The sequence below is a fragment of the Sphingomonas sp. PvP056 genome (genome assembly GCF_040549155.1).
Taxonomy (GTDB): Bacteria; Pseudomonadota; Alphaproteobacteria; order Sphingomonadales; family Sphingomonadaceae; genus Sphingomonas.
The window spans coordinates 17,014-29,983 of the sequence record NZ_JBEPST010000002.1; the positions used below are offsets into that span (position 1 = coordinate 17,014).

The following is a 12,970-nucleotide window of genomic DNA, read 5'->3' on the forward strand; positions in this document are numbered from 1 at the left end:
TCATTTGAAACCTTCGTGCGTTGCGCCTATGTATCCCTGTCTGCCAACCCGCCGGAGGCCGCGTGTTCCTATTAGTTATTCTCGCGATGATCGCCGGTTTCATGGCGCTCCAACTGTATCGTGTCCTGGGCAAGCGCACCGGACATGAGCAACCTTTGCCCAAGCCGGCCGAGGATCGGACGCCTTTGACTCTGGTCCCGCGTACCGTCGAAACGATCGCCGAGTCGCGCGAACCCGCGAGCCGCCTGGTTGAACCCAGGGCCGAAGCGGGAGTGCGTACGATCATCGCTGCCGATTCGAATTTCGATGTCGCTCAGTTCCTCCAGGGCGCGCAGGCCGCATACCGGATGATCCTGGAGGCCTATTGGCAGGGGGACGAGGAGCAACTCGACTGGCTGACCCAGGCCGAGGTTCGCGACGCGTTCGTCGCCGCAATCGCGGAGCGTAAGGAAGCGGGCCACACCCTCGAGAACCGGGTCGTCTCGATCGAGAAGGCCGTGATTTCCGATGCGGCACTTGAAGGCAAGGTCGCGCGCATCACCGTTCGCTTCGATGCGGACATCGTGGCAATCACGCGCGACGCCGAGTCGGTCGTGATTGCCGGGTCGATGACCGATGCGGTCGATACGCACGATGTGTGGACGTTTACCCGGACGCTCAAGAGCAACGATCCGAACTGGAAGCTTGCCGACACCGACGAGGCGTGACGGTCGTGCTTGAGGGGGGAAGGGCAAAATTGCTGTCGCCGCGCGTGCTGGTCGTGTGCGCGGCGCTGCTGTTATCTGCGTGCGGCGGCCAGGTTGAGCGCCCGACGGCGGTATCGCGCCCCGCACCGGTTGCGCGTCCTGTGCCGGCAACCCCGATTCCGGCGGTCCCGTCCCTTGCGGTTCAAACCGGCAGCAATGCCGCCGGGACAGGATTTGTCCTCGGGCCGCCCCTTGCCAGCCTGCCGCTGCGCGAGGAAGATGCCGCCCGTGCGATCGCGGCGTTTCGTACCTCTTGCGCATCGCTCCAGCGCCGCACCGATACATCGGGTCTCACCCGCGGCGCCGACTGGCAGGCGGCGTGCAGTGCTGCTCCCGCGGTAGCACCGGGCGCAGCGCGCGCCTTCTTCGCGCAATATTTCGAGGCGGTACAGATCGCTGACGGCAAGGCCTTCGCGACCGGCTATTACGAACCCGAGATCGCCGCGTCCCGCCAGCCGATGGCGGGGTATGCGGTGCCAATCTACGGCCGTCCGGGTGATCTGATCGATGTCGATCTCAGCCTGTTCAGCGAGTCGCTGAAGGGTCGAAAGATCCGCGGGCGCGTCTCCGGCTCCAACTTCGTTCCCTATGACGATCGCACCGCGATCGAGCAGGGCACGCTCAACGGTCGCGCGCCGATCATCGCTTACGCGGCCGATCCCGTGGCGCTGTTCTTCCTGCAAGTGCAGGGGTCGGGCCGGTTGCGGATGCCGGACGGAGCGATCGTGCGGATCGGATACACCTCACAGAACGGTCGCGATTACACCGGGATCGGCGCGTTGATGAAGCGGCGCGGGCTGCTCGGGCCGGGGCAGACGTCGATGCAGGGGATCGTCGCCTGGCTGCATGCGCACCCCGACGAAGCCACCGCGATCATGCGTGAAAACAAGAGCTATGTGTTCTTCCGCGAGCAGGCGAGCGCACCGCAAGGGGCGCTTGGCGTCGCCGTGACGGGCGGCGTCAGTGCGGCGGCGGACCCGAAGTTCGTTCCCTTGGGCGCGCCCGTCCTGCTGTCGATGGACCGTGCCGATGCCAGCCGTCTTTGGATCGCGCAGGATACCGGTGGCGCGATCAAGGGACCGAACCGGATCGACACCTTCTGGGGTGCCGGCCCGGACGCGGAGGCGATCGCAGGCGGCATGTCTGCGCGCGGTACGGCGTTCCTGCTGTTGCCGACGGGGACGGTCGCACGCCTGACGCAGGAGAGGGCCAATGGGACACCGATCCCTCAGCCCTGACGAAGCCGCGCTGTGGGTCCGGGTCATGGCGGGCGTGCGGCCGATCGCACCCCGTCCGGCTGCGCCCGCGCCTGCGCCGTCGCAGGGTAGCGCCACACCCAAGGCTCCGCCGCCGCCCGCCGCGATACCGAAACCCTCTCGGACGGCCTTGCCCCTTGCAAAGCCGTCATCGTCGATCAAGCCGCTCGCGGTGGCGCGGGCTGCGCGCGTTCAGCCGCCGATCGTCGCGAACACGTTGGATGGGTCGTGGGACCGGCGATTGTCGCGGGGGCTGGTACCGCCGGATCGCACGGTCGATCTGCACGGCCACACGCTCGCCAGTGCCTATGACATGCTCGATGCCGCGCTGGCGGCGGCGATCCGCGCGGGGGATCGCACGATCCTGCTGGTGACGGGCAAGCCCCCGCGTCCTGCCAGCGAGCGTCCGCATGCGCGGGGCGCGATCCGCGCGGCGACGGGGGACTGGTTGGCGGGATCGCGCCATTCGTCGGCGATTGCCGCGGTCCGCGCGGCCCATCCGCGGCATGGCGGCGCGGGAGCGCTGTACATCGTGCTCAAGCGACCGCGAACGCTCTGACGACATCATACGCGTGTACAGAATGCGCCGCTTGGCGCAGACGATCTGCCATGCGACACAGCAATGGACGACAACACGTCGACCGAATGACGAAAAGGATCGGTGGAATGGCGTCATGCGGGTAATATTGGTCACCGGCTCTGCGGGTTTCATCGGATATCATCTTTGCAAGATCCTGCTGGCGGACGGTTTCAAGGTCGTCGGGGTCGATTCAATGTCCGATTACTATGACGTTGGCCTGAAGCACGCGCGCCACGCGGATCTGATGCGCAGCAACGCTTTCTCCGCGGAGGAATTCGACATTCTCGATGCGGATCGGTTGATGGCCTATGCCGAGCGTGCGCAGCCGGACGTGATCGTCCACCTCGCGGCGCAGGCAGGGGTCCGGTACAGCCTCGAGAACCCGCGTGCCTATGTCGACACGAATGTAACCGGCACGTTCAACGTCATGGAAGTCGCGCGCACGCTGAAGGTGTCGCACCTGCTGATGGCGTCGACCTCGTCGGTCTACGGTGCGAACGAAGCGATGCCCTTTGCCGAAACCGACAAGAGCGACCTGCCGCTGACGATCTATGCCGCCACCAAGAAGGCGAACGAGGCGATGGCGCACAGCTATGCGCACATCTGGGATATTCCGACGACGATGTTCCGCTTCTTCACGGTTTACGGTCCGTGGGGACGTCCGGACATGGCGCTGTTCAAGTTCACCAAGGGGATCATCGAAGGCACGCCGATCGACGTCTACAACCACGGCGATATGTGGCGCGATTTCACCTATGTCGAAGACCTCGCCCGCGGCATCCGGTTGCTGATCGACGTAGTGCCAGAGCGGCCCGCCAGCCCGCAGGACATTGCCCCTGGGGACAGCCTGTCGCCGGTCGCGCCCTACCGGATCGTCAACATCGGCAATTCGGACAAGGTTCGGCTGGAGGACTTCATCGACGCGATCGAGGCGGAAGTCGGCAAGCCGGCCGTGCGCAACTATCTCCCGATGCAGCCCGGCGACGTTCCGGCGACGTGGGCGAATGCGGAGCTTCTCCGGCGATTGACCGGTTACGTCCCGCAAACGGACGTCCGTGCCGGAATCAAACACTTTGTGGCATGGTATCGCGGCTATTACGGCACGGCTCGTCAATAACGCCTAGGAACGGACGCCTAACTTGGATAGGCGACAGAAAGGCACGCCTATGGTTCGAATGACGCGTTCCAGGGCACGAAAATAAGAGATTGAGCATGACGGTTGAACGATGCGGGATCATCCTGGCAGGCGGGTCGGGAACACGGTTGCACCCTTTGACCCAGGCGGCGTCAAAGCAGTTGATGCCCGTTTACGACAAGCCGATGATCTATTACCCGCTGTCGACACTGATGCTCGCCGGGATCCGCCGCGTCCTGATCATCACGACGCCGCACGAGCAAAGCGCTTTCCAGCGTTTGCTTGGGGACGGTAGCCGTCTCGGTATCTCGATCACCTACGCAGTGCAGCCCGAGCCAAACGGCCTGGCGCAGGCCTATCTGATCGGGGCCGAGTTCGTCGACGGCAAGCCTTCCGCACTCGTGCTGGGCGACAACATCTTCTACGGGCACGGTCTGGCGGATTTGGTCGATGCCGCCCACGCGCGCCAGACCGGCGCGACGGTATTCGCTTATTATGTCCGCGATCCGTCTGCTTACGGCGTCGTCGCTTTCGACCCCAACACACGCGCGGCGATTGATCTCGAGGAAAAACCGGCCAACCCCAAGTCGAACTATGCGGTCACCGGCCTGTATTTCTACGATGAGCGCGCTGTCGATTTTGCGCACCAACTCAAGCCGTCGCCCCGCGGCGAGCTCGAGATCACCGATCTCAATCGCATGTATCTCGATGCGGGCGATCTCAATGTCGAGATTATGGGACGCGGCTATGCCTGGCTCGATACCGGCACGCACAATTCGTTGATCGACGCAGGCAATTATGTCCGCATCATCGAGGAGCGTCAGGGCCTCAAGATCTGCTGCCCCGAGGAAATCGCGTGGCGCAAGGGCTTCATCGACCGGCCGCAGCTGGAACGGCTCGGCGGCGAACTGCGCAAGAGCGGATATGGCGACTACCTGCTCGGCCTGCTCGACGAGGATCATGTCCAATGGTGAACGTCATCGAAACGCCGATCAAGGACGTCCTGATCCTTGAACCCAAGGTGTTCGGCGACGATCGCGGCTTCTTCCTCGAGAGCTGGAACGATGCGACGTTCAAGGAGCTCGGGCTGGACTGGACCTTCGTTCAGGACAACCACAGCCGCTCGGCCAAGGGCGTCCTGCGCGGCCTGCATTATCAGAACCCCAATCCGCAGGGTAAACTCGTACGCGTGGTCGCGGGATCGGTGTTCGATGTCGCGGTCGACATCCGCAAGGGGTCTCCCACGTTCGGTCAGTGGACCGGGGTGCATCTGAACGCCGCCAACAAGCGGATGTTCTGGGTTGGACCGGGTCTGGCCCATGGCTTCCTCAGCCTCGAGGACAACACCGACTTCCTGTACAAGTGCACCAGCATCTACTCGCCCAAGGATGAGCAGGCATTGATGTGGAACGACCCGCAGGTCGGGATCGAATGGCCGCTCGACGGGATCGAACCCACGTTGTCCGCCAAGGACCAGGTCGCACAGACCCTCGACCAGATCGCCGCATCATGAAGGCGTTGATCGTAGGGGCTGGTGGGCAGCTCGGCCACGGCCTGATCGCGACGGCCCCCGCGGGGGTGGAGATCGTCTCGTGCGACCAGGACGCGCTCGACATCACCGACGTCGCGCGGGTCCAGGCGTATGTGGAGCAGGTCGCGCCCGACGTGATCTTCAACGCCGCCGCGTACACCGCAGTCGACAAGGCCGAAGGCGATGCCGAACGGGCGCAGGCGGTGAACGGCGACGCGGTCGGGTATCTTGCCGCCGCCGCGCGATCGGTCGGTGCCAAGCTGGTTCATGTCTCGACCGACTTCGTTTTCGACGGCAGTGCCACCAGTCCCTATGCGCCCGATGCCGCCACCGGGCCGCTCGGCGTCTATGGCAGCACCAAACTGGCGGGTGAGCAGGCGGCGGGTTCGGACATGCTCGTAGTACGCACGGCGTGGCTGTACGGCCCGGTCGGTGCCAATTTCGTCCGCACGATGCTGCGGCTGATGGAGGCGCACCCGCAAGTGCGTGTCGTCGGTGACCAGGTCGGTTGCCCGACCTATGCCCCAGCGCTGGCCGCGGCATTGTGGCAGCTGGCCGAGCGCGGCGCGACCGGTGTGTTTCACTTCAGCGATGGCGGGCAGGCGAGCTGGTACGATTTCGCGGTCGCGATTCAGGAAGAGGCGCTGAGCGCCGGATTGCTCGAAAAGCCCGTCCCGATCGTGCCGATCACCACCGCAGACTATCCGACGCCCGCCCGGCGTCCGGCCTATTCGGTGCTCGACTGCTCGGCGACCTATGCCGCGCTCGACCGTGCGCCGACGCCGTGGCGCGACAATCTCCACATCATGATCGAAGAGATCCAGAAAAATGGCTAATCTGCTCGTTACCGGCGGCGCCGGCTTCATCGGCGCGAACTTCGTGCATTACTGGCGCGCCAACCACGCTGACGACGCAATCGTCGTGCTTGATGCGCTGACTTATGCGGGCAACCGCGCGAACCTCGATGGCGTCGACGCGGTCGACTTCGTTCACGGCAACATTCTCGACACCGATCTGGTCACCACGCTGTTGCGCGACCACGCGATCGACACCGTGGTGCACTTTGCGGCCGAAAGCCATGTCGATCGCTCGATCCTCGATCCCGACGCCTTCGTCACGACCAACGTGCTCGGCACCCACAGCCTGCTGCGCGCCGCACGGACGGTGTGGCTCGACAGCGGTAGCGGCGTGCCGCATCGTTTCCACAACGTCTCGACCGATGAAGTCTATGGCTCGCTCGGCCCCAACGATCCCGCGTTCAGCGAAACCACGCCCTATGCGCCTAATTCCCCCTATTCGGCGTCGAAGGCCGGGGCGGACCATCTGGTGCGCGCCTATCACCACACCTTCGGGTTGGACGTGACGACGACCAATTGCTCGAACAACTACGGGCCGTTCCAGTTTCCCGAGAAGCTGATCCCACTGTTCCTGATCAACGCGCTCAACGGGCGCAACCTGCCGATCTACGGCGACGGGATGAACGTGCGTGACTGGCTCCATACGTCGGACCATTGCCGCGGGATCGAGGCCGCGCTGCAGCGTGGCACGTCGGGCGAAGTCTATAACATCGGTGGCGGGGAAGAAGTCCCCAACCTTACCGTGATCGACGAGATCTGCCGCAGCGTCGACGCTGCGTTCGCCGCTGACCCGTCGCTGGCCGAGCGCTATCCCAATTCGCCCGCCGCACGTGGCGAGGCGACCGCGACGCTCAAGACCTTCGTCGAGGATCGCAAGGGTCATGATCGCCGCTACGCGATCGACGAGCGCAAGGCGCGCGCCGAGATCGGCTATACCCCGGCACGCGATTTTGCGGGCGGCCTCGCCGATACGCTTGCCTGGTATCTTGCCAACGAAGCGTGGTGGCAGCCGATGCTGGAACGCGCCAAGCTGACCAGCCGATAAGAGGCGGGGTCGCGCGCGGCGTGACCCCTCAATGACCGCTTCCCCGGCATGTGCCGGGGGAGCGGTCACACACTCTAGTTCTTCGCCATGCCATAGGTGTTGAGCAGATCGTAGAGCATCGGCCGCGAGATATTGAGATCACGCGCCGCCGCCGACAGATTGCCGTCGTTGAGCGCAATTGCCGCCGCGATCGCCGACCGATCCGCCCGTTCGCGGGCCACGCGCAATTCGGTGCGTTCCATCGTCTGGCTGGTCTGCTCGAAATCGAGATCTTGTGCGGTGATCATCGATCCCTCCGCCATGATCGTCGCGCGTCGGATGCGATTCTCCAGTTCCCGAACGTTGCCGGTCCACGGCCAGTTGTTGATCGCGGTCAACGCGTCGGGCGCGAAACCCTTGATCCGCGCCTGTTTGCCGGTGTTCATCTTGCGGAGGAAGAACCGCGCCAGCAGCACCGCGTCCCCAGGTCGTTCGGCCAGCGAGGGAATGCGGATGACCATTTCGGCAAGCCGGAAGTACAAATCCTCGCGGAATTTTCCTTCCTGCATCAGCGTCGTCAGATCCTGGTGCGTCGCGGTTACGACGCGGGCGTCGATCGGGATCGGCTTGCGCCCGCCGACTCGCTCGATCACGCGTTCCTGCAGGAAGCGGAGCAGCTTGACCTGCATCGCGAAGGGCACGTCGCCGATTTCGTCGAGGAACAGCGTGCCGCCGTTCGCCATCTCGATCTTGCCGACCGTCGCCTTGACCGCGCCGGTGAACGCACCCTTTTCGTGACCGAACAGTTCGGATTCGAGCAGCGTTTCGGGGATCGCCGCGCAATTGATCGCGACGAAATTCCCACGCGCGCGCGCGCTTTTAGTATGGATCGCCTTGGCCAGCAATTCCTTGCCGGTGCCGGACGCGCCGAGCAGCATCACGGACGCATCGACATCCGCGACCTTCTCGATCGTACGAAGCACCGTCAGCATCTGGGGCGCGCCGGTGATGATTCCCTCGGCGCTCGCGAGCTGATCCGCCTGTTCGGCGAGCCGGCGGTTCTCCGCCTCGATCTGCGCAAGATGAAAGGCGCGCCCGACGATTAGGCTGAGGTCGGTGATGTTGATCGGCTTGGAGTAGAAATCATACGCCCCAAGCGCGATTGCCTTCTGCGCGCTTTCACGCGCTTCGTGCCCCGACGCGACGATCACCTTGACCGTGGGGTTATGCGCGATCAGTTCGCGAAGTGTCGCGAACCCCTCCGACGTGCCGTCCGGGTCTGGCGGGAGGCCAAGGTCCAGCGTGATGACCGCCGGATTCTCAGTGCGCTGCGCGGTCAGTGCGGCCGCGCGATCGCCCGCGGTCACCACCTCGTAATCGGTGAATGCCCACTCCAGCTGCGCCTGAAGATCGAGATCGTCCTCGACGATCAGCAGTTTTGGTTTTTCGATGTTGTCGACCATGTCCGCCATTACCTAATCACGCACGTCGCTGAGCGGAAGTTCGATCGTGAAGATGCTGCCATGCCCTTCGGTGCTGGTCACGCGCAGGGTCCCCCCCATGCCCGCAACCAGCGCTTTCGCTTCCGCAGCGCCGATGCCGAAGCCACCGCCCTTTGTAGAGACAAAAGGCTTAAACAAGCCCTTCCGAATGAAGTCCGCCGACATGCCCACGCCGTTGTCGGCGACGGTAATCACGCAGTGGGGGCCGACCGACGTAGCGGAGACGACGACGGGCTGATCCACTGGGCTTGCCTCGATCGCGTTCTGCACCAGATGATCGAGTGCGAGCTTCAGCTTCTCCAGATCACCCCGCGCGCGCGCGCCCGAGCGCGGCCCGATCGACAGCGAGCGCTGATCGACCCGCCCCGTCACGACCGTGTCGATCAGGCGGTCGACGTCGATGCTTTCAGGCGTTGCCGATTGGAGCACGCGATCCGGCGACAGGCGCGACAGCAGCACGTTCATCTTCTGCACCGCGCTCGTCAGGCTGCGGCTCATCTCTGCCTGGAACTTCGGGTTGGAGCCATGCTGTTGCGCGTTGCTGGCGAGCAGCGACAGCTGGCTGACGACGTTCTTGATATCGTGGATAATATAGGCGAATCGGCGATTGAATTCCTCGAAGCGACGCGCTTCCTCGAGTTCCAGTTGCTTGTGGGCGTCGGACAGATGCACGGCCGCCTGCTGGCCGATCACCTTCAGCAGGTCGAAGTCTTCCCAGTCGAGCGCGCGTTGTAGCCGCGGTTTTGCGAGGATGACGACCCCGATCATGGTCGACAGCCAGATCAGCGGAACCGCGACCCACGCGTCGCCGATTGTCTCGACGATCTCGGGTGGTTCCTGCGTGTGGCTGTCGTGCTGTGCGTGTTGCGCGAACGTCGCGATCAATCCCTGCTGTAGTTGCTCGCGTTGCGCTTCCGGGAAAAGGATCGGACCGGTGGGTGGCGTGGCGCGATGGCCCCAGCACCATGCAGCAGCGACGTCGAAGGTCCGCTGGTCGGTCGTCATCAGCAGCAGGCCGGCAGGCGACTCGGTCACGTCGGCGACCGCCTTCACCACGCGTTCCTCAAGCGAGAGCGCCGATCCGCCCGAATCGGAGATCGTCGCGCTGAACCGCAACCATTCGGCGCGGTAATCATAGCGGTGGCGGAACAGGTTCTTGATGATGACGACCTTGAGCCACGCACGCGCACGGGTCGAAAACAGCAGGAACGCCCCGATCGCGGACAGCCCCAGCACCGCACCGATCGCGAGGGTCGGGCCTGCCGATCCGGCGAACACCGTTTCGGATCGTGCCACGATCGACATGCTGACGAAGTACAGGCCGATCGCGACCAGCGACAGCGACTGGAACGTCGCCTTGCGCGACAAAGCGATCTTCCAATGCTCGCGACGGCGCGCGGCGACGAGGAAGAGCGGGGCCAGCAAGAGCGCAAGCACCGGGCGTCCGATGCTCAGCGGTTCGGCGACCTGATACCCGAGCAACCCGACGGTGTAGAGATTCAGGTCGTAGGCGGACAGCATGCCGAGCGCGAACAGGATCAGGCGGAAGCCTGTCCCGCTGCTGCTGGTCAGTCCGTTGTACAGGTTGTGGAGATAGATGATCCCGCCGATCGCAAAGATCAGGCGACACCCGATGGTGACCACCGCCCAGGTCGTCGCGGCTGGCGTGTCAGGAATCTGGAGGATCCCCATGACCGCGGAAGCCGCGGCCAGCACGGCCATGACGCCCAGGATCGTCGCACTATGCGAGCGACGTTCTGACGAGTCCGCGGAGGGCTGCGTCGCATTTGCCAGATAGACCAACCACGCAATGTTCCGGAGCAATTGCGCTGCGATGATGAGCAGCAGGTTCTGCGTGAGGCCGGAATACGCCCAGGCTGCCATGCCGACGAACGCGATGACGAGGGTCGGGGCACGATCTCGTCCCGTTCCGAGGGAAATACGCCATGCCGCCAACAGCGCGTAAGCGGTGCCGGTCGATATCAGGATCCAGAACAATAACACCCCCGCTGTGTACACCGTTGTCACCGCTTTGACGTAGGGAATTGTGGCGGCCCGCTGCCCGAAAACGAAACGCCCTCGCTTCGGTCGAAGCGAGGGCGTGCCAGACGTCATGCGATCAATCGGTGATCATATGCTCAGAGGGCTAGCTGGACCATTCGGGCGCGTTTGCGGATGGCAATTCCAAGCATGGTGAAACCGGTGATCATCATCACCCAGCTTACCGGCTCCGGAACGATGCCCACGACCATTGGCGCAGGGTCGGAGGAAAATTGTCCCCCGGCGGTCGCCCGGAACGACGATACCGAATTGTTGCCCGAGGCCGATGTTGATGCAATCTGCAGCAGTGTCGACATGGCGCTGAAGGTCGTCGACAGGTCGGCGTTGCTGACCTCGTCGAAATCCAGGAAATCGGACGTGAATTCGACGACAGAGCCCCCTTCGGTCGACCCGCTCAACGTGGATGTGCTCCCGTTCTTGCTGCCAATCATGCCCGTGCTGAAGGTCACCGTCAGCAGATTTGCACCGGCGGCGAACGTCGTAGGCGCGAAGTAGGGGCTGTCGAGGGTTATTGGCGTAGTGGACTTGAACGTCATGGTGCCGGTGACGATCGGCTGGATCACATATCCCACGGCGACTGAGGCCGTGTCACCCTTGGCTACCGCGGCGGTCAGCGTGTAGTCGGCAACGACGTTGTTGATGAACTTGCTCAGGCCTGTCTGCAGAAAGCTGAAATACACTTTCGTCGCGCCCGCGGAGTCCGCGGTGGCGGTCGACGTTGTAAAGATCTGGGCATCGTCGACGCGGCTGGGACTGGTTCCAGAATTCACGAAGCGAATGTTCTTGATTGGAGAAATCGAGGTGAACGTCGCAAATGTTAGGACATCGGCGGTGGCTGGCGAAGCACTCAGCAACAGTGCGGCAGCACCCAGAGCCGGAACCAGGTTCACAAATGTAACAAGTCGCATGGTGGCGATATCCTTGCACGAGAACAACCAAAGCCTACTCGTACTCACCAGCTCGAGAAGCAGCCGGATGCACTCTATTACTAATGCAGGATGTGTGCCAACCAAAGCAAATATGTGAATACAGCAGGATAGAGATATGCCCTAATCGCCGATGTAAGATAATATTACAGATTCCAGTAATCGGGACCAATACTGGAGTCGATACCGAAGGAGTTGTAGTAGACATTGTTGATCAAATAAGCGCGTAGTAGGCAGGTGTCCTAGCTAGTGGGATAGCGAAAAGCCGGCGCACCGCAGCTTGAACTGCGATACACCGACCTTTTCAAATATTCTTTCCGTGCAATTGAAAGCGCGGGTTTAGATCTTTGGGGTCGCGCTAAACGTGCCGTTCTTCCGTCCCTGCCGAAGCGCTGCGCCGAGCATCATGAACCCGGTTAGCATCAGCGCCCAGCTTGCTGGTTCCGGGACGGTGCTGACCAATATCGGGGCCGGATCAGAGGAGAATGAGCCGCCGATCGAGGCAAAGAAGCTGTCGAAACTACCGTTTTTAGCCAATAACAGTTCAGGCGTAATCGCGTTCATCGTGGTTGCGTAGTCACGCTTGGTGACCTGGCTGAAATCCAGAAAGTCGGATGTGAAAAAGACGGTGTCGCCAGCGCCGGTCGACCCGTTGAAGTTCGCCGTGCTGCCGCCATTGCTGCCGAAGATCGCCCCGTTAAAACGGACTGTCAGCAGGTTTGCGCCGGCTTCAAAGGTTTTGGTTTCGTACAAAGGACTTGTCAGCTGGATCGCGGTGGTGGTCTTGAACGACATTGTTCCCGTGAAAACAGGCTGGACCAAAAGCGACCCCACCGTAGACACCGCTGGTTCTGTGATGCTTCCCTCCAACATGAAGTCTGCAATGATGTTGCTTACAGAGGTACTCAACCCGTTTTGCAAGAATCCGAAATGGACCTTGACGGCCCCGGGGGCGTTCGCCGCGCCGGAGCTTATCGAATAGATCGTGGCACCGATCGTACCTTCGCCCGCATTGACCAAAGAAACGTTCTTCACCTGATCGATAGACGTGAACGTTGCGAATGTGGCCATTTCGGCATGTGCTGCGCCTGTTGTCAGCAAAAACGCCGACGCGCCAATGGCGGCTTTGACGATTCCGTATGTCGATCTTTTACGTGCCATTAAGATAATCCCTTGCGCGAGAACAGCTACCAACGCTCAACTCGAGCCTGGCAGCAACTGCGCCGGGGACATCACTGGGGCCTTACGCAAAACGTATGCCAACAGCGGAATATAAACAAATTCAACAGGGTGCAGTTAGTAGGGTGTCAGACGTGTAACGAAGAGCGACACGTACAGGACATGTCGCCGCA

General features: G+C 62.6%; 12 protein-coding genes. 8 read left to right on the plus strand and 4 right to left on the minus strand.

The window, feature by feature from the left end:
• The first annotated feature begins 62 nt into the window (after window positions 1–62).
• The 8 genes from ABIC17_RS04310 (at window position 63) to rfbB (ending at window position 7,150) form a co-directional block, all read left to right on the plus strand.
• Complete coding sequence (locus ABIC17_RS04310) at window positions 63–707, plus strand: Tim44/TimA family putative adaptor protein (protein WP_354279513.1); 645 nt, start codon at window positions 63–65, stop codon at window positions 705–707.
• Between the two features lie 5 nt (window positions 708–712).
• Window positions 713–1,984 (plus strand): murein transglycosylase A, encoded by a 1,272-nt coding sequence (gene mltA, locus ABIC17_RS04315; protein ID WP_502958423.1) that lies wholly within the window; start codon window positions 713–715, stop codon window positions 1,982–1,984.
• On the plus strand, window positions 1,959–2,561 hold the full coding sequence (locus ABIC17_RS04320) for a Smr/MutS family protein (protein WP_354279515.1): 603 nt from the start codon (window positions 1,959–1,961) through the stop codon (window positions 2,559–2,561). The genes mltA and ABIC17_RS04320 overlap by 26 nt, the downstream gene beginning before the upstream one ends.
• A gap of 115 nt (window positions 2,562–2,676) precedes the next feature.
• On the plus strand, window positions 2,677–3,699 hold the full coding sequence (locus ABIC17_RS04325) for an SDR family NAD(P)-dependent oxidoreductase (protein ID WP_354279517.1): 1,023 nt from the start codon (window positions 2,677–2,679) through the stop codon (window positions 3,697–3,699).
• Between the two features lie 95 nt (window positions 3,700–3,794).
• The gene (gene rfbA, locus ABIC17_RS04330; RefSeq protein ID WP_354279519.1) at window positions 3,795–4,691 is read left to right on the plus strand and encodes a glucose-1-phosphate thymidylyltransferase RfbA; all 897 of its coding nucleotides are present in this window, start codon (window positions 3,795–3,797) and stop codon (window positions 4,689–4,691) included.
• Window positions 4,685–5,230: a dTDP-4-dehydrorhamnose 3,5-epimerase gene (rfbC, locus tag ABIC17_RS04335; protein WP_354279521.1), complete on the plus strand. Its 546-nt coding sequence runs from the start codon at window positions 4,685–4,687 to the stop codon at window positions 5,228–5,230. Before rfbA ends, rfbC begins: the two co-directional genes overlap by 7 nt.
• Window positions 5,227–6,084 carry a dTDP-4-dehydrorhamnose reductase gene (gene rfbD / locus ABIC17_RS04340; RefSeq protein ID WP_354279523.1) on the plus strand — a complete coding sequence of 286 codons (858 nt, stop codon included), beginning with the start codon at window positions 5,227–5,229 and terminating at the stop codon, window positions 6,082–6,084. The genes rfbC and rfbD overlap by 4 nt, the downstream gene beginning before the upstream one ends.
• On the plus strand, window positions 6,077–7,150 hold the full coding sequence (rfbB, locus tag ABIC17_RS04345; RefSeq protein WP_354279525.1) for a dTDP-glucose 4,6-dehydratase: 1,074 nt from the start codon (window positions 6,077–6,079) through the stop codon (window positions 7,148–7,150). Before rfbD ends, rfbB begins: the two co-directional genes overlap by 8 nt.
• Window positions 7,151–7,224: 74 nt before the next feature.
• Here the strand turns inward: rfbB and prsR are convergent, their stop codons facing one another.
• From prsR to ABIC17_RS04365, 4 genes are all read right to left on the minus strand, one after another.
• Window positions 7,225–8,592, minus strand: coding sequence for a PEP-CTERM-box response regulator transcription factor (gene prsR, locus ABIC17_RS04350; RefSeq protein ID WP_354280555.1), 1,368 nt, complete (start codon window positions 8,590–8,592; stop codon window positions 7,225–7,227).
• A gap of 12 nt (window positions 8,593–8,604) precedes the next feature.
• Entirely contained in the window at window positions 8,605–10,659 is a 2,055-nt protein-coding gene (gene prsK / locus ABIC17_RS04355) for an XrtA/PEP-CTERM system histidine kinase PrsK (protein ID WP_354279527.1), read from the minus strand.
• A gap of 110 nt (window positions 10,660–10,769) precedes the next feature.
• Entirely contained in the window at window positions 10,770–11,582 is an 813-nt protein-coding gene (locus ABIC17_RS04360; RefSeq protein WP_354279529.1) for a PEPxxWA-CTERM sorting domain-containing protein, read from the minus strand.
• 375 nt (window positions 11,583–11,957) lie between these two features.
• Window positions 11,958–12,779, minus strand: coding sequence for a PEPxxWA-CTERM sorting domain-containing protein (locus tag ABIC17_RS04365; RefSeq protein ID WP_354279531.1), 822 nt, complete (start codon window positions 12,777–12,779; stop codon window positions 11,958–11,960).
• Window positions 12,780–12,970 lie beyond the last annotated feature (191 nt).